17 protein-coding genes and 1 pseudogene are annotated in these 19,353 nt (G+C 72.0%); 9 read left to right on the top strand and 9 right to left on the bottom strand.

Features of this window, described 5'->3' with window-relative positions; genetic code table 11:
- The first annotated feature begins 53 nt into the window (after positions 1 to 53).
- The 3 genes from AQJ58_RS01945 (at position 54) to AQJ58_RS01955 (ending at position 3,934) form a co-directional block, all read left to right on the top strand.
- Positions 54 to 533, top strand: coding sequence for an NUDIX hydrolase (locus AQJ58_RS01945; protein ID WP_107121936.1), 480 nt, complete (start codon positions 54 to 56; stop codon positions 531 to 533).
- A 238-nt stretch (positions 534 to 771) separates the two neighbouring features.
- Positions 772 to 2,547, top strand: coding sequence for a TIGR03767 family metallophosphoesterase (locus AQJ58_RS01950; RefSeq protein WP_067244176.1), 1,776 nt, complete (start codon positions 772 to 774; stop codon positions 2,545 to 2,547).
- Between the two features lie 190 nt (positions 2,548 to 2,737).
- A complete protein-coding gene (locus AQJ58_RS01955) occupies positions 2,738 to 3,934 on the top strand; it encodes a glycosyltransferase family 4 protein (protein WP_067244178.1) in 1,197 nt (398 codons plus the stop codon).
- Between the two features lie 24 nt (positions 3,935 to 3,958).
- Here the strand turns inward: AQJ58_RS01955 and AQJ58_RS01960 are convergent, their stop codons facing one another.
- Both AQJ58_RS01960 and AQJ58_RS40315 read right to left on the bottom strand, forming a co-directional pair.
- Positions 3,959 to 5,014 carry a hypothetical protein gene (locus AQJ58_RS01960; protein ID WP_067244180.1) on the bottom strand — a complete coding sequence of 352 codons (1,056 nt, stop codon included), beginning with the start codon at positions 5,012 to 5,014 and terminating at the stop codon, positions 3,959 to 3,961.
- Between the two features lie 426 nt (positions 5,015 to 5,440).
- A pseudogene (locus AQJ58_RS40315) lies at positions 5,441 to 5,845 on the bottom strand (transposase); the annotation flags it as partial.
- Between the two features lie 131 nt (positions 5,846 to 5,976).
- Here AQJ58_RS40315 and AQJ58_RS01965 point away from each other — a divergent pair.
- Entirely contained in the window at positions 5,977 to 6,288 is a 312-nt protein-coding gene (locus tag AQJ58_RS01965) for a hypothetical protein (RefSeq protein WP_067244182.1), read from the top strand.
- Positions 6,288 to 6,584 carry a hypothetical protein gene (locus AQJ58_RS01970; protein ID WP_079078644.1) on the top strand — a complete coding sequence of 99 codons (297 nt, stop codon included), beginning with the start codon at positions 6,288 to 6,290 and terminating at the stop codon, positions 6,582 to 6,584. Before AQJ58_RS01965 ends, AQJ58_RS01970 begins: the two co-directional genes overlap by 1 nt.
- Before the next feature lie 166 nt (positions 6,585 to 6,750).
- Here the strand turns inward: AQJ58_RS01970 and pepN are convergent, their stop codons facing one another.
- Positions 6,751 to 9,333 carry an aminopeptidase N gene (pepN, locus tag AQJ58_RS01975; RefSeq protein ID WP_067244183.1) on the bottom strand — a complete coding sequence of 861 codons (2,583 nt, stop codon included), beginning with the start codon at positions 9,331 to 9,333 and terminating at the stop codon, positions 6,751 to 6,753.
- Positions 9,334 to 9,499: 166 nt separating this feature from the next.
- On the opposite strand from pepN, the gene AQJ58_RS01980 reads away from it, so the two are divergent.
- Positions 9,500 to 10,144: a mycothiol-dependent nitroreductase Rv2466c family protein gene (locus tag AQJ58_RS01980; RefSeq protein WP_067244185.1), complete on the top strand. Its 645-nt coding sequence runs from the start codon at positions 9,500 to 9,502 to the stop codon at positions 10,142 to 10,144.
- Positions 10,145 to 10,296: 152 nt separating this feature from the next.
- On the opposite strand, the gene AQJ58_RS01985 is transcribed toward AQJ58_RS01980, so the two are convergent.
- The 6 genes from AQJ58_RS01985 to AQJ58_RS02010 form a co-directional block, all read right to left on the bottom strand.
- Positions 10,297 to 11,190 carry a TauD/TfdA dioxygenase family protein gene (locus AQJ58_RS01985; protein ID WP_067244187.1) on the bottom strand — a complete coding sequence of 298 codons (894 nt, stop codon included), beginning with the start codon at positions 11,188 to 11,190 and terminating at the stop codon, positions 10,297 to 10,299.
- A 12-nt stretch (positions 11,191 to 11,202) separates the two neighbouring features.
- Positions 11,203 to 12,543: an LLM class flavin-dependent oxidoreductase gene (locus AQJ58_RS01990; RefSeq protein WP_067244189.1), complete on the bottom strand. Its 1,341-nt coding sequence runs from the start codon at positions 12,541 to 12,543 to the stop codon at positions 11,203 to 11,205.
- Positions 12,540 to 13,265 (bottom strand): ABC transporter ATP-binding protein, encoded by a 726-nt coding sequence (locus tag AQJ58_RS01995; protein WP_067244191.1) that lies wholly within the window; start codon positions 13,263 to 13,265, stop codon positions 12,540 to 12,542. Before AQJ58_RS01995 ends, AQJ58_RS01990 begins: the two co-directional genes overlap by 4 nt.
- Positions 13,241 to 14,083 carry an ABC transporter permease gene (locus tag AQJ58_RS02000; RefSeq protein WP_067244193.1) on the bottom strand — a complete coding sequence of 281 codons (843 nt, stop codon included), beginning with the start codon at positions 14,081 to 14,083 and terminating at the stop codon, positions 13,241 to 13,243. The genes AQJ58_RS01995 and AQJ58_RS02000 overlap by 25 nt, the downstream gene beginning before the upstream one ends.
- Positions 14,084 to 14,088: 5 nt before the next feature.
- Positions 14,089 to 15,144 (bottom strand): ABC transporter substrate-binding protein, encoded by a 1,056-nt coding sequence (locus tag AQJ58_RS02005; RefSeq protein WP_067244194.1) that lies wholly within the window; start codon positions 15,142 to 15,144, stop codon positions 14,089 to 14,091.
- A 231-nt stretch (positions 15,145 to 15,375) separates the two neighbouring features.
- Complete coding sequence (locus tag AQJ58_RS02010) at positions 15,376 to 16,581, bottom strand: ROK family transcriptional regulator (protein WP_067244196.1); 1,206 nt, start codon at positions 16,579 to 16,581, stop codon at positions 15,376 to 15,378.
- A gap of 425 nt (positions 16,582 to 17,006) precedes the next feature.
- Here AQJ58_RS02010 and AQJ58_RS02015 point away from each other — a divergent pair, with 425 nt between their 5' ends.
- The 3 genes from AQJ58_RS02015 to AQJ58_RS02025 all read left to right on the top strand — a co-directional run bounded on the left by AQJ58_RS02015 (position 17,007) and on the right by AQJ58_RS02025 (position 19,314).
- Positions 17,007 to 17,582 (top strand): biotin transporter BioY, encoded by a 576-nt coding sequence (locus tag AQJ58_RS02015; RefSeq protein WP_067244198.1) that lies wholly within the window; start codon positions 17,007 to 17,009, stop codon positions 17,580 to 17,582.
- Positions 17,583 to 17,930: 348 nt separating this feature from the next.
- Complete coding sequence (locus tag AQJ58_RS02020; protein WP_067244199.1) at positions 17,931 to 18,419, top strand: ribose-5-phosphate isomerase; 489 nt, start codon at positions 17,931 to 17,933, stop codon at positions 18,417 to 18,419.
- A gap of 85 nt (positions 18,420 to 18,504) precedes the next feature.
- Positions 18,505 to 19,314, top strand: coding sequence for an Fpg/Nei family DNA glycosylase (locus AQJ58_RS02025; RefSeq protein WP_067244201.1), 810 nt, complete (start codon positions 18,505 to 18,507; stop codon positions 19,312 to 19,314).
- The last annotated feature ends 39 nt before the right edge of the window (positions 19,315 to 19,353 follow it).

The raw sequence follows: 19,353 nt of genomic DNA on the forward strand, positions 1-19,353 counted from the left end.
TGTGCGGCGAATATTCGCTCCCTGTGCGGGACCTTCGCCGCTAACGTGCCCATATGCGCAAGAAGTTGAGGGTGGCGGCCTACGCCGTGGTCGTTCGCGACGGTCGGCTCCTGCTCGCCCGCTCACCGGCCGACGGTGGCGGCCACGAGTGGGTGCTGCCGGGCGGCGGCATGGACCACGGCGAGGACCCGCTGGACACCGTCGTACGGGAACTCGACGAGGAGACCGGCTACCGCGTCGAGGTGACGGGCCTGCTCGGCCTGGACTCCTCCCGGCATGTCTTCGGCAGCTGGGCCGGTCTCCAGGGCCCCGTCGACCACCAAGGGCTGCGGATCGTCTACGAGGCCCGCGTCGTCGGCGGCGAACTGCGCGACGAGGTCGACGGCTCCACCGACATGGCGGCCTGGCACGACCTGGACGCGGTGCCCGGCCTGCGCCGGGTCCGGCTGATCGACATCGCGCTGAAGCTGTGGCGAGAACGGCCCGTGGACGGACGGGTGTTCGTCCCGGCGGATCCCCCGGTTACCCCGTGAGATGAACACGGAGTGACCGGTTCCCGGCCGTCGCCGGGCGGTTTCCCGGCGGCGCGAGGAGCGGTGGCGGGCGCTCCCGGACGCCCGTGATCCACGTACGGTGATCGGCGCTTCACGTTGCGGAGGTGTTCACGCGCAGGCCATACCCGGTGTCGAGCATCCGATACGAGCGGGACGTTCGCGGCTGCGAGCGCCCCGCGTCCACTGTCGACGCGTTCGCACTCGGGGAGACCGCGCCATGTCGCGCTCACACTCTGTCACGTCCTCCGCGCTGGGGGTCGACCGTCGTACCGTCCTCGCCGCCTCCGCGGCCGTCTCCGTCTCCGCGGGCGTCGGTTACGCCCTGCGGCCCACCGACAGCCAGGCCGCATCCGTGCCGCCGCAGGCACCGGCCCCGGCCGCCGGACCCGCGGCGGCCTCCGCGAGCCCCTCCGCCGCTCCCGTCGCCGCCCCCCTCGCGCCCTACACCAAGGGCACCACCCTCGCCTCCGTCGCCGCCCCGCGCGCCGGCTCCGGCTACCGTCGCCTCGGCAGCGCCGCGGGCTGGAAGCGTGTCGTCCGTGACGGCCTCGCCGCCGCCAGGTCCGGGCGCGCGGGCCGCCGTACGAAGCTCGCCGCGTTCGTCCAGCTCACCGATCTGCACCTGATCGACAGCCAGCACCCGCTGCGCCTCGAGTACCTGCGCGCCGCGAGCGAGATCGCCTGGCGGCCGCAGGAGGCGCTCACCGTGCAGGGCGCGGTCTCGCTGATCGAACGCGTCAACTCGCTGCGGGCTGCCCCCGTCACCGGCGCCCCGCTGGACTTCGTCGTCACCACCGGCGACAACACCGACAACAACGCCCACACCGAGCTGGACTGGTACCTCACCGTGATGAGCGGCGGCCGGATCAGCCCCAACTCCGGTGACCCGCGCCGCTACGAGGGCGTCCAGAACAGCGGCATCCCCCTGTACTGGCAGCCCGACGCCGGCTCGCGCGACGCCTACAAGCAGCGCGGCTTCCCCCACCTCGACGGTTTCCTCGCCGCCGCGATCCGCGAGGTCAACAGCCCCGGCCTGACCCTGCCCTGGTACTCCACCGTCGGCAACCACGACGCGATGCCGCTCGGCTGCTACGCGCACGGCGACTCCTGGCTCGCCGAGTACGCGGTCGGCGGCCGCAAGCTGATGGAACTGACCACCGCCGAGGCGAGCCGGCTCCAGCGGAGCATCAGCCAGGACCAGGACCCCCGGGGCGCGGTCATCCGCGACCTGCTGCAGTCCAAGACCCGCGCCATGCGCACCGTCACCCCCGACGAGCGCCGCGCCCCCTACACCCCCGCCGAGCACATCAGGGCCCACCTGGACCCGGCGTACCGGGGCGCCGGCCCCGTCGGCCACGGCTACACGGCCGGCAACCTGGCCGCCGGCACCCAGTACTACACCTTCCCCGTCGCCGAGAACGTCATCGGCGTCAGCCTCGACACCACCGACCCCGGCGGCCACTACAACGGCTCGATCGGCACCGCCCAGCTGAAGTGGCTGGACGCGACCCTGCGCGCCCACAAGGACACGTACGCGATCGTCTTCAGCCACCACACCAGCCAGAGCATGTCCAACACCCGCCCCGACCCGGCCCGCCCCGGCGAGCGCCGGCACACGGGCGCCGAACTGACCGCGCTCCTCGGCCGCCACCGCAATGTCGTCGCCTGGGTGAACGGCCACATCCACCGCAACGACATCACGCCCCACCAGGGTTCCGCGGGCGCCTTCTGGGAGATCTCCACGGCCTCCCACGTGGAGTTCCCGCAGCTCGCGCGAGTCATCGAGCTGGTCGACAACAAGGACGGCACCCTCTCGATCCACACCACCCTGATCGAGTCCGCCGCCCCCCACCGCACCGACTTCACCGACCTCTCCCAGACCGGGCTCGCCGCCCTCTACCGCGAGCTGTCGGCGAACGCCCGCTTCGACGGGGCCCGGCTCGGCGGCGAGGCGAAGGACCGGAACACGGAACTGGTGCTGAAGAAAGTCTGAAGATCAGGCGTGGAAAGCACGCGAAACCGGCGGCGACGCTTCCGTCATCCAGGCTGCGCACACATGTGACGTCCCGTTCACGCGAACGAAACGTCCGTACCGCCTCATATCGGCTACCCGGCACTTCCCGGGGGTGGCTGGTAATCGGTGTGAGGCGGGTGAGGGTGTGTTTACGGGACGCGGACTTCGGGTGCTGTCGGTCTACGAGGGGTTCTTCTCCGGAGGAGCCCGGATTGTGCACAGCGATGTGGTGCTGGGACTGCGGGAGGGCGGCCAGCACCACCGGGTGCTGAGCATCCACGGCGAGGTGCACCGCGAGGCCACCCGCCAGCGGATGGAGGACGACGCCTGCTACCGGGCGCTCACCGGCGCCGACGTGGGCGTCACCTCCCTCGGCCGGACGTTCGGGATCGGGGGCACGGATCCGGCCGCCTTCAGCGGTCCGGAACTCGCCGACACCGCCCGGGCGACGGCCGACGCCGACGTGATCCTCTCCCTCAAGGAGCAGCCGCTCGCCCTGCTGCGCCAGGCGGGCCTGCCGCGCCGCCCGGTCGTGGTCTGTCTGCACCGCTCCGACCCGGAGAACCAGGGCCGCGCCCTGCACGACCTCAAGGCCGGGATCGCCGACGGCACGGTGGCGGCGGCCGTGTGCTGCGCCGAGTCGACCCGGGCGGCGTACGAGGCGGCCGGCGTCCCGGCCGCGCTGCTCCACGTCATCCCCAACGGGGTCGACCTGATCCGCTTCCGCCCGGACCCGGCCCGCCGGCTGGCCCTGCGCACCGCGCTGGACGTCCCCGCCGAGGCCCCGGTGGTCGTCTTCGCCGCCCGCTACGACGGCATGAAGAACGTGCCCCTGTTCCTGGCGGCGGCGAGCGCCTGGCTGGACGCCGTCCCCGAGGGGCACGTCCTGATGTGCGGGGCCGGCATGTCGGCCGCCAACCCGGGCCTCGCGGCCGACATCGCGGAGGCCTTCGAGGGGCGGGACGGGGGCCGGGACCGGCTGCGCCTGCTCGGCGTACGGCACGACATGGAGACGGTGTACGCCGGCGCCGACGTGGTGGCCCTCACCTCCTCCTGGGGCGAGGCGGCCCCGCTGTGCCTGATCGAGGGCATGATGTGCGGCGCGGTCCCGGTCGCGACGGACGTGGGCGACAGCGCGGCGATCGTCGCGGGCCACGGCCTGGTCACCCCGCCGGACCCGGAGGCGATCGCGGCGGCCTGGTCGGAGGCGGTGGCGAACCGGGAGGCGTACGCCCCCGCCCTCGCCGCGAGCCGGGAACGCTTCAGCCGCACCCGCATGATCGCCTCGTACGCGGCCCTCATCGACCGGGTGTACGACACGAGGAGGGGCCACCCGTCGCCGGTGGCCCCTCCGCTCCCCTCCTGACGTGCCGTGCCGCCCCGGTCCTCCCTACCGGGGCAGCACCACGACCTGCGCCGCCGGTTCGCGGTCCCCCGCCGCCATCAGCGCCGTACGGACCACCGCCGCCTGCTGCTCCATGGCGTCCCGCAGCTTCTTCGGGGTGATGTACACGACCGTGATGCCGAGCCGCTCCAGGTGTTCCCGCTTGCGGGCGTACTCCGACCAGAGCGCGTCGTCGTCCTGGCGCGGGGCGCGCGTGTCCAGTTCCACCGCCACCGCCTGCTCCGGCCAGTAGGCGTCGAGTCCGCCGAGGTGCGGGCCGCCGGGCAGGCGCAGGTCCACGTTCCAGACCGGGTCGGGGAGGCCGTACTCGACGACCATCCGGTAGAGGCGGTCCTCGGCGATCGCCCGGCCCTCGGCCAGCAGGGAGTCCACCGCGTCCACCACATGGGGCCGCCCCAGCAGCTTGGCGTCGTTCAACTCCCGCACGAGGGCGGCCGGTTCGCAGTGGCCGCCGCGCACCGCCTCCGAGAGCAGGCGCCGGACCGCGCCCGCGTCCGTCAGCTCCGCCACCGCGTCGGCCAGCGCCCGCGGGACGGGCGCCACCGGAACGCCCGTCGCCTGCTCGGGGACCGGCAGGCTCGGGGTGCGCACGACGTGGGCGCAGCCCGTCGAGCGCAGCCGGCGAAGTCGCGGGACCAGGACGTCGATCCGCTCCAGGGAGGACAGGGCGGGGGCCGAGGTGAAGCCGTACAGGGTGAGCGCCGCGAGGCCGGTGATCATCGCCTCCCGGTACGTCGGGCGGTGCGGGCCGTCGGCGTCCGGCTGGGCCGGCACCCCGGCCGGCTCGGGCTGCTCGCGGGCCGCGTACAGCAGGACCGCGTGCAGCCGCTCCTCGCTGGTCGGCGGGCCCTGGTGCAGCAAGAACACGCCGGGGAGGAGCTGCTGCCAGGGGCCGCCGGGGCGGCACTGCTCGGTGGCCTCGGCGCCGGAGACGCCGTGCGAGCGGAGCTGGGCGGCCGTCAGGACCCGGTGGCGGCCGTCGGGGGAGAGGTGGCGCAGCGGGCGGGGGGCGGCCGGGGGGAGCGGCGTGTTGTGGTTCATGCAACGGGGATTCCGCGCCCGATCCGCCCCCTAACCGCTGTTACACGCCTGTCGACAAACCAGGACAAGACAGTGCTAAAGGACGGGTGTTCGGATGCCGAGTGGGCATCGAAAACCCCTGGTCCCGTCGGGTGGCCCCAGGGAGTGTGAGCAGGTGGTGGTTGAGGGGGGCGCGGATCTCGGCACTCGGCCGTTCTTCGGCACAACGCAGCGCGCGGCACGAAACGCCGGCGTGGTGGCCGCTCCACGGCCTCGGCGGCCCGGTCGACCGTGAGCCCGGCGCCCATGCTCTCCAATCCGCCGAGTGCGTGTTCGGTCCGGGCGGAGACCGGCGCGGCGGCTTCCTCGTCGCGGCCGGCGGACCCGCGACGTCGACCAGCGTGGCGAGGGATGTCTCGCCCATGTGCGGAAGCAGCAGGGTGAACGCCAGGTTCGCTGCCACGTGGGTGCGGCGTCCTCCTTGTCCGAGTGCGCGATCACCAGCACCCCGTCGAGATCGGCGGTCACCGTCCCGCCCGCATCAGGCGCTTCGCGGTCGGCCAACCGCCAGACATGTCGGCGGACTTCGGCCCGCGCGGCACGGATGGCCCGCAGGGCCTTGTCTCCGGAGGCTGCGAGGGTGTCGATGAGGCGGGAGACCGTCGGGTCGGAGGCCACCGGCCCGACCACGGCGGACTCGGCCCGCAGCATGCCGACATCGGCCAGGCAGTTCCCGACCAACGCGACCGCCAGGGCCACATCCAGCTGGATCTTCCCCGGATCGTGCACCGCCCGAGCCTTCCGCCACGGTGTCAGCGCCGCTGATATCGCGGTGTCGAGGCCGGCCTTGCGGATGACCCGATACGCTTCGTCACGTTGCAGGTCAGGAGCACTCTTCGGGTTTCCGATCACCCACCGGACACATGATGGGGCGTGAACTCTGCCGCCCCCGAGCGTCACACCAGCAAGGGAAAATTCCCGCGATGACAGACGAACACGAACCTGACGGCGATCTCTACGTCCTGTGGCACGCGCGCCATCTCGCGGTGGAGCAGGACGAACGGGTCATCCATCTCGATGCGGACGGCACCATCCACCTGAACGAGGAGGAATGGAGGATCATCGGCATCTATCCGGACCAGGCGGTCGCGGAGAGACAGCGGGAGATCGCCAGGAAGCTTCCAGGGTTCCGGGACGAACCTGATTGTTTCGAGATCGCACCCGTGATCGTGGACGAGGATGTGTGGACCCAGGGGTTCGTCACGGTGTACCCCGAAGGGCTTGGGCGAGAGTGATGGACCAAACGCTCTACCTCCTGGTGCACAGGCATCACTTCGCGGACGAGCCGGGTGCTCCCACCACCGTCGACTTCATGGAAGACGGCGAACCGCTCTTCTGGGACGACAGCGAGGACAGCTTCACGTTCCTCGGCCTCTACTCGAGCCGGCAAGGGGCTGAACAACGCATCGAGCAGGCGCGCACCCTACCCGGATTCAGGGACCATCCCAACGGCTTCCACGTGCACGAGTACATCGTGGGTCAAACCCACTGGGCCGAAGGATTCCTCGTCGGCGAACACACCAACGGCTGAGCAGGCATCACGGACGCGCACGTCCTACCCGGCAGGCTCTGTCACCTGGAAAGTGCTCTTTCCCCCGCAGCCGACAGGACCCTCAGCACGTCCCATCATTGCAGGGTCAAGAGCACTTTCCATGGTCTGATCGTCCCCGGACAGGCTGCTTCGTGAAAGCGCGAGGCTAGTGGCGTTCTTCGGCCCTGGCGTCACAGGCCTGCCCGCGCAGGCCGCGGGCCAGGTCGTCCCACGCCTCCAGGACCAGCCGGCGCAGCGCCGGGGGCGCCGCGTCGTGGGCGGCGAGCCAGACGTCCGTCTCCACCAGGGTCTGCGGGGAGTCCTGGAGATAGGGGTACAGCCCCTTGACGACGGTCATCGCGATCTGGATGGACCGCTCGGACCACACCCGGTCGATCGCCGCGAAGTACTTCTGCGCGTACGGCGCGAGCAGCTCCCGCTGGGACGGCTGCGCGAAGCCCGCGATGGTCGCCTCCACCAGGGCGTTGGAGAGCTCCTCGGACTCCACCACCTGCGCCCACGCCTGCGCCTTGACCGCCGCCGAGGGACGCGCGGCCAGGCAGCGGACCTGGTGGCGCCGGCCCGACGCGGTGTCGTCCCGGGCGAGCTCCGCCTCCAGCGTCTTCTCGTCGGCGTACCCGTGCGCGACCAGCGGCTCCAGGAACGTCCACCGCAGCTCCTGGTCGACGCCCAGCCCCTCGATCACCGAGGTGCCGTCCAGCAGACCCTGGAGCAGCTCGAAACCGCCCTGGTCCTCGGCCGTCTGGGCGAAGAACCGGGCCCACGCGAGCTGGTGCTCGCTGCCCGGCTCGGCCGCGTACAGCTCGCGCTCGGCGCCCTCGGCGAGCAGTCGCGCCCCGGTCGCCCGCAGCGGCGGCGCCACGTAGTGCACCAGCGCCGACTCCGCCCAGGCGTGCAGCATCTGGAGCACCCCGATGTCCGACTCACGCCCGGCGAACCGCAGCACCAGGGCGATGAAGTCCCGCGCGGGCAGCATCGCGTCCCGGGTGAGGTTCCACAGCGCCGACCAGCACAGGGCGCGGGCCAGCGGATCGGCGATGTCGCCGAGGTGCGTGTGCAGCGTCTCCAGCGAGGTCTCGTCGAAGCGGATCTTGCAGTACGTGAGGTCGTCGTCGTTGACCAGCACCAGCTCCGGGGCGGCCTCGCCGGCCAGCTCCGTGACGACCGTGCGCGGCCCGTCGACGTCCGTCTCGACCCGCGCGTACCGCACCAGCGCGCCGCCCTCCTCGAGGCGGTACAGGCCGATCGCCACCCGGTGCGGCCGCAGCTCGGGATGCGACTCCGGGGCCTCCTGCACCACCGCCAGCTCCGCGATCCGGCCCTCGGCGTCCAGCAGCACCTGGGGGGTCAGCGAGTTCACCCCGGCCGTCTGGAGCCAGGACCGCGCCCACGCCCCCATGTCCCGGCCGCTGGTCTCCGCCAGCACCGACAGCAGGTCGCCGAGGCGGGTGTTGCCGTACGCGTGCCGCTTGAAGTAGCGGCGGGCGCCCTCCAGGAACGCGTCCCGCCCGACGTACGCCACCAGCTGCTTGAGGACGGACGCGCCCTTGGCGTAGGTGATGCCGTCGAAGTTGAGCTTGGCGTCCTGCAGGTCGCGGATGTCGGCGGTGACCGGGTGGGTGGAGGGCAGCTGGTCGGCGCGGTACGCCCAGGCCTTGCGGCGGTTGGCGAAGGTGATCCAGCCCTCGGTGAAGCGGGTGGCCTCGACCATCGAGAAGGAGCCCATGAAGTCCGCGAAGGACTCCTTCAGCCACAGGTCGTCCCACCACTCCATGGTGACCAGGTCGCCGAACCACATGTGCGCCATCTCGTGCAGGATGACGTTCGCCCGGTTCTCGTACGACAGGCGGGTCACCTTGCCCCGGAAGATGTACTCCTCCCGGAAGGTCACCAGCCCCGGGTTCTCCATCGCCCCCAGGTTGTACTCCGGCACGAACGCCTGGTCGTACTTGCCGAAGGGGTACGGGTAGTCGAAGTGCTCGTGGAAGAAGTCCAGCCCCTGCTTGGTGATCAGGAAGACGTCCTCGGCCTCGAAGTAGGGCGCGAGCCCCTTGCGGCACATCGCGCCGAGCGGGATCTCCAGGGTCGTGCCGTCGGCCAGCTCACGGCGGTAGAGGTCCGTGACGTAGTGGTACGGACCCGCCACCACACAGGTGATGTACGTCGAGATCGGCTTCGTCTCCGCGAACCGCCACACCCCGTCGGCGCGCTCGCCCGCGCCGTTGCTCCACACCGTCCACTCCTCCGCCGCCCGCACCTCGAAACGGAACGGCGCCTTGAGGTCGGGCTGCTCGAAGTTCGCGAACACCCGGCGCGCGTCGGCCGGCTCGTACTGCGTGTAGAGGTAGACCTCGCCGTCCTCGGGGTCGACGAACCGGTGCAGGCCCTCGCCGGTGCGGGAGTACGCGCACTGCGCGTCCACGACCAGCTCGTTCTCGGCGGCCAGGTCCTCCAGCAGGATCCGGGAGCCGTCGAACACCTCGCCCGGGTCCAGATCGCGGCCGTTGAGGGAGACCGACGTCACACTCGGCGCGATCAGATCGGCGAAGCTCGCGGCGCCGGGCTCGTTGCAGCGGAAGCGGATCGTGGTGACCGAGCGGAAGGTGCGCGGCTCGTCGGCCCCCCCGCCGACGGCCGAACGCACGTCGAGGGACACGTCGTACCCGTCGACGGACAGCAGGGCGGCCCGCTCCTGGGCCTCGTCGCGGGACAGGTTCTCACCGGGCACGGGCGGTACTCCCTCGTTGGTGGCCGGACGGCACAAGGACACGAGTGATCCTGCCATGCGCCCCTGACCGGCAGCGGGGAATGTGTGCCGCACGCGACGGTGTTGACGTGGGGAAGGCCCTTTCTCTCAGGTTCCCCGTTCCTTTGCCGATCTTCCGAGGAGACACATGTCCGAGAAGACCCCCGTCGACTTCTGGTTCGACCCGCTGTGCCCCTGGGCGTGGATGACCTCCCGCTGGGTCCTGGAAGTCGAGAAGGTCCGTGACATCGAGGTGCGCTGGCACATCATGAGCCTCGCCGTCCTCAACGAGAACAAGCTGGACGAGCTGCCCGAGGAGTACCGCGAGATGCTCGCGGTCAAGGCCTGGCAGCCGGTGCGCGTGGTCACCGCCGCCTGGCAGCTGCACGGCGCCGACGTCCTCGGCCCGCTCTACACCGCGCTCGGCACCCGTATCCACAACAACGGCGAGGGCCCGACGGTCGAGGCCATAGCCGGCGCGCTGGCGGACGTGGGCCTGCCCGCCTCCCTCATCGACTACGCCGAGCAGAGCGACTTCGAGTTCGACGCCCAGCTGCGCGCCTCCCACAAGGAGGGCATCGAGAAGGTCGGCCAGGACGTCGGCACCCCGGTGATCGCCGTCCCCGGCCCGGACGGCGAGCAGATCGCCTTCTTCGGCCCGGTCGTCACCCCCGCCCCGAAGGGCGAGGAGGCCGCCCGCCTCTGGGACGGCACCGTCGCGGTCGCCTCGGTCCCCGGTTTCTACGAGATCAAGCGCACCCGTACCAAGGGCCCCGACTTCAGCAACCTCTGACGGCTCCCGCGCGGAACCCGCCCCCGCGAGCAGCCCTCGCGGGGGCACCAGCGCCTCGCAGGGGTGAGACGGGCAGAAAAGCCCAGTGGGCGGCCCCTCCGCCGCCGCGGAGGGGCCGCCCACGATCCGGACGCGTCCGGTACGCAGCGTGTCTAGGCCGCTACGGCCGTGTAGTGCGCGGCACTGCCCTCGATCGAGTGGCTCTCCTTCCCGTCGACGCCCACCGGCACGTCTCCCGCGGCCGTCACCCGGTGCAGCCGGCGCGGCGCGCCGTCGTAGTTGTCGATGGCGTAGTGCTGGGTGATCCGGTTGTCGAAGATGACGAGCTGGTTCTTCGACCAGCGGTGGCGCAGGACGTTCTCGGGCCGGGTCACGTACGACTGGAGCAGATCGAGGATCTTGCGGGACTCGGCCACCGACAGCCCCACGATCCGCTGGGCGAACCCGCCGATGAACAGCCCGCGCTCACCGGTCAGCGGGTGGACGCGGACCACCGGGTGGACCGTGCGGTACTTGATGGAGGTGAACTGGGCGCGGGCGGCGGCCTGGGCCTCGTCGACGGCCTCGTCGGGCACCGCGTAGTCGTAGTCGTTGGTGTGCTCGGCCCACAGGGTGTCGGCCAGCAGCCGCAGCGGCTCGGGCAGGTCGCGGTAGGCGGCCGCGGAGTTGGCGATCAGCGTCTCGCCGCCGTACGGCGGGACGGTCAGGCTGCGCAGGGTCGTGGCCTGGGGCGGGTTCAGGACGAAGGTCACGTCGGTGTGCCAGTGGTTGGCGGCCCGGCCGCGCTCGCTGTCCACGGGCAGCACGTTCGGGGCGCCGTCGACCGAGGCCACGGTCGGGTGGGCGGTGGTGACCTCGCCGAAGTGCCGGACGAAGGCCTGGTGGGTCTCGTCGTCGAGGTCCACCTCGTCGAAGACCAGCGCCTTGTGGACGTTGAGCGCCTCCCGCAGGGCGGCGTAGGTCTCCTCGTCGAGGGGCTTGGAGATGTCGACGCCGAGGACGTGGGCGCCGATGTGGGCGGTGACCTTGCGGATGTCGAGCGTCATGGTGGTGTCCTCTCAGACCAGGGCGGGTGTCTTGACGTACTGGTTGGCGGGGCGCGGCAGGCCGTAGCGTGCGCGCAGGGTCTGGCGGGGGCCGTACTCCGTGCGGAGCAGACCGCGGGCGCGCAGCAGGGGGACGACCTGGTCGACGAAGGCGGTCAGGCCGGAGGGCAGCACCGCGGGCATGATGTTGAAGCCGTCGGCGGCACCCCGGGTGAACCAGGTCTCGATCGTGTCGGCGACCTGCTCGGGCGTGCCGGCGAAGGTGAGGTGCCCGCGCCCGCCGCCGAGCCGTCCGATCAGCTGCCGTACGGTCAGCCGCTCCCGGCGGGCCAGCTCCACGACCAGGGTGTAGCGGCTCTTGGCGCCCTCGACCGCGTCCTCGGAGGGCAGCTCCGCCGGCAGTTCCGCGTCCAGCTCCAGCGACCCGGGCGGCAGCTGGAGCAGCCGCTCCAGGTTGGCCACCCCGTGCCGGTGGACGATGTGGTCCTCCAGCAGCTGCTCGTTCGCCCGGGCCTCCGCCTCCGTGGAGCCGAGCACCGGCACGATGCCCGGCAGCACCTTGAGGTGCCGGGGGTCGCGGCCGGCCGCCGCCGTGCGCGCCTTGAGGTCGGCGTAGAAGGCCTGCGCGTCGGTGAGCGTCTGCTGCGCGGTGAACACCGCCTCCGCGTACCGGGCCGCGAACGCCTTGCCGTCCTCGGAGGACCCGGCCTGCACCAGCAGCGGGTACCCCTGCGGGGTGCGCGGGACGTTGAGGGCGCCCTCCACGCCGAAGTACGTCCCCCGGTGCCGGGGCGGATGGATCTTGGCGTCGTCGCCCCACACCCCGGACGCCTTGTCGGCGAGGATCGTGTCGTCCTCCCAGCTGTCCCAGAGCTTCAGCGCCACGTCCACGAACTCGGCGGCCCGCGCGTACCGCTCGGCGTGCGCGGGCTCCGCGTCCAGGCCGAAGTTGCGGGCGGCCTCCGCGCCCGCCGTGGTGACGATGTTCCAGCCCGCCCGGCCGCCGCTGATGATGTCCAGCGAGGCGAACGTGCGGGCCAGGTTGTAGGGGGAGTTGTAGGACGTCGAGGCGGTCGCGATCAGCCCGATGTGCCGGGTCGCCGTGGCCAGCGCGGTGAGCAGCGTCAGCGGCTCCAGCGCCCCGGCCGGGCGCTGCGCGACACTGCTCCACAGCTGCGGCCCGTCGGCCAGGAAGAGGGAGTCGAAGGTGCCGCGCTCGGCGGTCCGCGCGAGCTCGACGTAGTGGTCCAGCTCCACGTGGGCGTGCGGGTCGCTCTCCGGGAGCCGCCAGGACGCCTCGTGGTGCCCGGTGTTCATCAGGAACGCGTTCAGGTGCAGCTTTCTCGAACTCACTGGTGGTCCTCCGTGACGCCCAGCGCGGCCAGCAGCCGCTCGCGGTACTCCCCCAGCAGCGGATCGCGGTACGAGCGCGGATGGGGTCGGTCGATGGTCAGGTCGAGGCCGATCCGGCCTCGGTCGAGGACGAGGACCCGGTCGGCGAGCACGATCGCCTCGTCCACGTCGTGGGTGACGAGCAGCACGGACGGGCTGTGCCGCTTCCACAGCTGGCGCAGCAGGGCGTGCATCTTGATCCGGGTGAGCGCGTCCAGCGCCCCGAACGGCTCGTCGGCCAGCAGGAGTTCGGGCTCCCGGACCAGTGAGCGGGCGAGTGCGGCACGCTGTGCCTCGCCGCCGGACAGCTCGTTCGGCCAGGCCCGCTCGCGGCCGGCGAGCCCCACCTCGGCGAGGGCGGCCCGTCCCTTCTCCTCGCCGGCCGTCCCCAGCAGGACGTTGTCCAGCACCCGGCGCCAGGGCAGCAGCCGGGCGTCCTGGAAGACCACCGACACCCGCTCGGGCGCCGTCAGTTCGCCGCTGCCGGCGACCTCGTGATCCAGGCCCGCGACCGCCCGCAGCAGGGTGGACTTGCCGGAGCCGCTGTGGCCGAGCAGGGCGACGAACTGTCCGGCGGGGATGTCCAGGTCGATGCCGTCGAGGACGGTCCGTCCGCCGAAGGACCGGGTCAGGCCCTGCAACCGTACGGCGGGACGGGTCAGTTGCTCAGTGTGCGGCGCCATGACAGCACCCTCCGTTCGACGAGACGGACCGCGCTGTCGGAGACCAGGCCGAACACGCCGTAGATCAGCAGGCCGACCAGGATGACGTCCGACCGGCCGTAGTTCTGGGCCTGGAACATCAGGTAGCCGAGGCCGCTGGTGGCGTTGATCTGCTCCAGGACCACCAGGCCGAGCCAGGATCCGGTGACGCCGAGCCGGAGTCCCACGAAGAATCCGGGCAGGGCGCCGGGGATCACGATCTGCCGGACGAACTGGAGCCTGGACAGCCCCTGCACCTCGGCGAGTTCGACGAACCGGTGGTCGATGCCGGACAGCGCGGCGTGCGTGTTCAGATAGATCGGGATGTAGACGACGATCGCGATGATCGCGATCTTGAAGGTCTCGCCGATGCCCAGCCACAGGATGAACAGCGGGATCAGCCCGAGCACCGGGATCGCCCGGTTGAGCTGCACGGTCCCGTCGATCAGCGCCTCGCCGGTCCGGCTGAGCCCGGACGCGAGGGCCAGCGCCACTCCGGCGGTCAGCCCGATCGCGAAGCCGTACCCGGCGCGTTCGAGGGAGGTGAGGACATCGGTGGGCAGGGTCCCGTCGGTCCACAGCCGGGCGCCGGTCGCGAGGACGGTCCAGGGCGCCGGGATCGCGCCGGGGTCGAGCCGGCCGGCGGCGGAGGCGGCGGCCCACAGGGCCACCAGCAGGAGGGGCCCGGCGAGCCGGGCGGCGGGCAGGCGTTTGCCGGGGGCGAGGCTGCGGCGCCGACGGCGCGGCTGCTCGACGGCCACGGCGACGGGGGCGGCCGTGCCCAGCGTGGTGGTGGTCATGGCGGTCAGCTCCGGTACTCGGCGGGTACGGACTTCGCGGCGATGCCCTCGAAGCGGTGGTCGAAGAGGGAGGAGACGTCGAACTTCTTCACGAAGCCGCCCTCGGCGAGCAGATCGGCGGTCTCCTGCTCCCAGGCGATCGCCTCGTCCCAACGGGGCGGGAACAGCGGCTTGTTGGCGAGATCGGAGATCGACTTGGCCTGGGCGGAGGTCAGGTTCTGCGTCTTGACGTAGAACTCCTCGTTCCAGATGTCGGGGTGCTCGTACTGCCACACCTGGCCCTCGGCCCACTGCGGGATGTACGCGGCGATCGCGGCCGCCTTCGCCCTGTCGTTCAGCACCGACACCGGCGCCCACAGCAGGTTCAGCAGGTCGACGACGTCGGTGGTGATCGAGCGGGCCCCCTTGGAGCCGTACTGCTGGAGGTAGGCGGGGGCCTGGCTGTTGGCGAGCGGGGCGATGTCGACCTGGCCGGACTGGAGTGCGGTCAGGAACTGGTTGCTGGTCAGCGGGACCAGCGTGACCTCGTCGTACGCCAGACCGGCCTTCTTCAGCGCCCGCAGCAGGACGACACCCTGCGCCTGGCCCTGCGAGAACGCCAGCTTCTTCCCCTTGAAGTCCGCGACGGTGCGGATGTCGCTGCCGGGCCTGGTGGCGAAGAGATAGTTCGGCTTCCGGGTGATGTTGATCGCGACGATCTTCGCGTCATAACCCTGGTAATGCGCCTGGATCGGTGGGATGCCCGCGTTGTTCGCCAGGTCCAGGGATTTCGCCCGGAACGCGTTGATGACATCCGGCCCGGCCCCGATGTTCACCCAGCTCGACACCGTGAACGGCAGGTCGGGCAGTTTCGCCAGCTTGAACTGGAGCTGTTGCGCGTTCAGGTACGAGGCGATCTTCAGGCTGGTGCCGGCGGGCACCTTCGTGGCGAGCGGGGCCGTGGCGGCGCCCTTGCCGGCGGTGGCGGCACTGCTCTCGGCGCAGCCGCTGAGCCCGGCGACACCGGCGGCGGCACCGAGCAGCGAGGTGAGGAACAGGCGGCGGTCGAAGCTCGAAGGCATGGGAGTACCCCTTGGGGAAAGCGGTGAAAAATGGCATGCGGAATTCCACGGACGGAAAGGGGAACTCACGCGGGAAGGCAGCAGGAAAAGCTGCGGTAAAAGCCGGGCGGGAAACGCAGGCGGAAGGGCGCGCTCCCGGCGCACCGGGGCGTCAGCAACAGAGAGTGCGACAGCTCATGGAATCATCGTCCGTTCCGCGTGCGATGTCTGTCAACATTCGGAGTTTCTGAATTAATTCGGGACGGGTGACGCGGTGAGCGGATCCCGGTACAGCACGTCGAGGGCCACCGCGCCGCCCGCCACGGCCAGCACGGCGTCCCCGAAGCTCGTCGGCACCACACTCGCGGCCCGCTCCGCCCCCACCTCCGCCCGCAGCGCGGCGAGGCAGTCCTCCCGGTACAGCACGCCCACCTCGGTGACGACGACCCGCTCCGGGTTGAGGACGTCCAGCAGCAGCCCCGCCGCCCGTCCCGTCATCCGGGCACGCTCCCGCAGCAGCCGGACCGCCTCCGCGTTCCCCGCCCCGGCCGCGGCGAGCACCGCCATCGGGTTCACCCCGTCCACTACCCCCGCCTCCCGGGCCCGCCGGCACAGCGTCCGCTCGCTCAGCTCGACCTGGAGGCAGCCGGTCCGGCCGCAGGAGCACGGCTCGGTGCCGCCGGCCAGCGGCAGGTGCGCGACGGCCCCCGCCTGGGAACGGGGGCCGTGGTGCACCTCGTCATGGGTGGCGAACGCGGCGTCGACGACGTTCCCCACGAACAGATGCAGCACGCTGCGGCTGCCGCGCACCCGCCCGAACAGCCGCTCCGCGTTCACCAACGCCCGCGCGTGCCCGTCCACATGGACCGGCAGCCCGGTGTGCGCGCCGAGCAGCTCCCGCACCGGCACCTCGCGCCAGCCGAGCAGCGGATGCTCCACGACGGTTCCCGAGTCCCGGTCCACCCAGCCGCCGACGGCGACCCCGACCCCCAGCGGCCGGCTGTCCGCCGCCTGTGCGAGCAGCCCCGCCAGCCCCTCGGCGGCCCGCTCCAGCACCTCGTACGGCTCGGTGCCGCGGTGCTTGACCTCCCGGCGGGCCAGCACCCGTCCGCGCAGATCGAGCAGCGCGACTGTGGTGTACGGCACGGCCACGTGCACCCCGCCGACCACGAACCGCGACGCGTCCAGGTCGACGGGGACGTGCGGCCGGCCGGCCCCGTTGCTGCGCCGGGGTGCGGCCGACTCCCGGATCAGGCCGAGGGCTGTGAGCCGGGTGCAGTGGTCGGTGACGGTGGCCGGGGACAGCCCGGTCAGCCGGGCGATGGTGGAGCGGGCGACCGGTCCGTGCTCCAGCACGGATCGCAGGATCACACTGGCGCTGGTGCGCCGCCGGTCGCTGTCGGCGACACGGGGGACGGGGGACTCGCGGGGGGCGGGGGGTGCCGCGGTGCGGGGCATGGTTGACCGTCCTCGGGAACGGGGCCGACACGTCTCGGAAGCCGAGGCGGGTCGGGGCCCGCCTCAGACCGGGCGGCGACAGGTGGCCGTGCCCTGGCGTCGCAGGTCGACGTAGCGACGCGACGTGAGGTTCAGGGACTGGGCGGCAACCATGGCTGGAAGGGTAGGGCAGGAAAGGCGAATCCGACCAGAGCACTAGGATTGCTTTGGTGAGTGTTCACAATCCGTCGACCAGGTGCCGGGTGAGCGAAACCTCGCCACCTCAGTGATCGTCGTCACGCCCGGGCCGGTGTAGCGGACATCCTTTGTGAAGATCCCATCAAGCTTCCGTCGCCCTCTTTGTCGACCGCTGACGGTGGGCGGCCCGGGACCGCTGGGATAGCGTCACTCCGTCCCCAACCTCCCCTCCTCTCCGCGGAGTCCCCATGAGCACCGCCGCCGCCAGCGCCAGCCCCGGACGGGTCCTCGCCGACCTCCTGCCCGCGTCCCGCGTCCGTGACGTCGCGCTCGTGCTCGGCGGAGCCGCGCTCACCGGCCTCGCGGCCCAGATCGCGGTGCCCGTCCCCGGCTCCCCGGTCCCGGTGACCGGCCAGACCTTCGCCGCGCTCCTCGTCGGCACCTCCCTCGGCGCCCGCCGCGGCGTCTTTGCACTCGTGCTGTACGCGCTGGCCGGCCTCGCCGGTGTCCCGTGGTTCGCGGACGGCTCCGCCGGCCTCTCCGTCTCCTTCGGCTACATCCTCGGCATGGTCCTCGCGTCCGCCGCCGTGGGTGCCCTGGCCCGCCGGGGCGCGGACCGCAGCGTGTGGCGCACCGCGGGAGCCATGCTGATCGGCGAGGCGATCATCTACGCCGTCGGCGTCCCCTACCTCGCCTACGCGGCCGGCATCCCCTTCGCCACCGCGGTCTCCGTCGGCCTCACCCCCTTCCTCGTCGGCGACGCGGTCAAGGCGCTGCTGGCGATGGGCCTGCTGCCCACGGCCTGGAAGTACGCCGACCGCTGACGCTGCACGCCTTCGCCGGGTGCTGGACGCCCGGCCGGTGCCGACGCTCCCCGACCCGCGCCCCGCGTGGCCCCACCCGGCCCGAGGTGTCTGCGCGGACGCCGGGTCGGCTGGCGGGGGTCCGAGGCCCCGGACACGCGAGCGGGTACGGCCGCCTCCGGTCCTCCGCCGCCTCCCGGCGGAGGGGACGGATCCTGGCCGGGACAAGGGGCCCACAGGGTGTTTCGAAAATCCCGTGCGGCGCCCGCGCCCCGGCGCCGCCCCCTCGGCCGCCGTCGACCGCGAGGTCCCCTGACTTGCGGGAGGGCGAGCGCGGCCCCCCGGCGACCCGCATGACACACTCGTCCCATGCGCGTGTATCTCGGCTCGGACCATGCCGGCTTCGAACTCAAGAACCACCTCGTCGAATGGCTCAGGGCGGCGGGCCACGACCCGGTCGACTGCGGCCCCCACATCTACGACGCCCAGGACGACTACCCGCCCTTCTGCCTGCGCGCCGCGGAGCGCACGGCCGCGGACAAGGACTCCCTCGGCATCGTGATCGGCGGCTCCGGAAACGGCGAGCAGATCGCCGCGAACAAGGTGAAGGGCGTCCGTGCGGCCCTCGCCTGGAGCGAGGAGACCGCGTCCCTCGGCCGCCAGCACAACGACGCCAACGTCGTCGCCGTAGGCGCCCGGATGCACACCACGGACGAGGCCACGAAGTTCGTCGAGACCTTCCTCGCCACCCCGTTCTCGGGCGACGAGCGCCACATCCGCCGCATCGACATGCTGGCCGACTACGAGACGACGGGCGACCTCCCGGCGATCCCGGCCCACCACCCGCAGCAGGACTGACAGCAGGACCGAGCCCGGCAGGCGGCGGGGGAGGGGGCCGGCTCCGAGGCCCCCTCCCCTCCCACCGGGGAAGGACACGGCGACCGTGCCAGAGGGGCACACGATCCACCGGCTGGCGCTGGACTACGGTGAGCGGTTCCGCGGCACGGCACCCCGGGTGACCAGTCCCCAGGGCAAGTTCTCCGACGCCGCCGCGCTCCTGGACGGCGCCGAACTCACCGGCACCGAAGCCCACGGCAAGCACCTCTTCCTCGGCTTCCGCGACGACGAGTGGATCCACATCCACCTCGGTCTCTTCGGCAAGGTCGCCTTCGGCCCGGCCCCCGCGCCCCCGCCCACCGACACCGTCCGCCTCCGCCTCGCGCACACCACCGCCTACGTCGACCTGCGCGGCCCCACGACCTGCGCCCTCGTCACGGATGCCGAGAAGCAGGCCATACACGCCCGCCTCGGGCCCGACCCCCTCCGCCCCGACGCCGACCCCGCCACGGCGTACGCCCGCGTCTCCCGCAGCCGTACGACGATCGCCGCGCTCCTCATGGACCAGAAGGTCATCGCCGGCGTCGGCAACGTCTACCGCGCCGAGGTCCTCTTCCGGCACCGCATCGACCCGTACCGCCCCGGCCGGGACGTCACCCCCGCCGAATGGGACGCGATCTGGGCCGACCTGGTCGCCCTCATGCGCGAGGGCGTCCGCAACAACCGCATCGACACCGTCCGCCCCGAGCACACCCCCGAGGCGATGGGCCGCCCGCCGCGCGTCGACGACCACGGCGGCGAGGTGTACGTCTACCGCCGGGCCACCCTGCCCTGCCACCTCTGCGGCGACGGGATCCGCACCGCCGACCTCGCCGCCCGCAACCTCTTCTGGTGCCCCACCTGCCAGCAGGACTGACGACCGGCGCGGCCGGCGGAGCCTGCGGGACGGGCCGGA

This window comes from Streptomyces sp. DSM 15324 (assembly GCF_001514285.1).
In the GTDB taxonomy this organism is placed as follows: domain Bacteria; phylum Actinomycetota; class Actinomycetes; order Streptomycetales; family Streptomycetaceae; genus Streptomyces.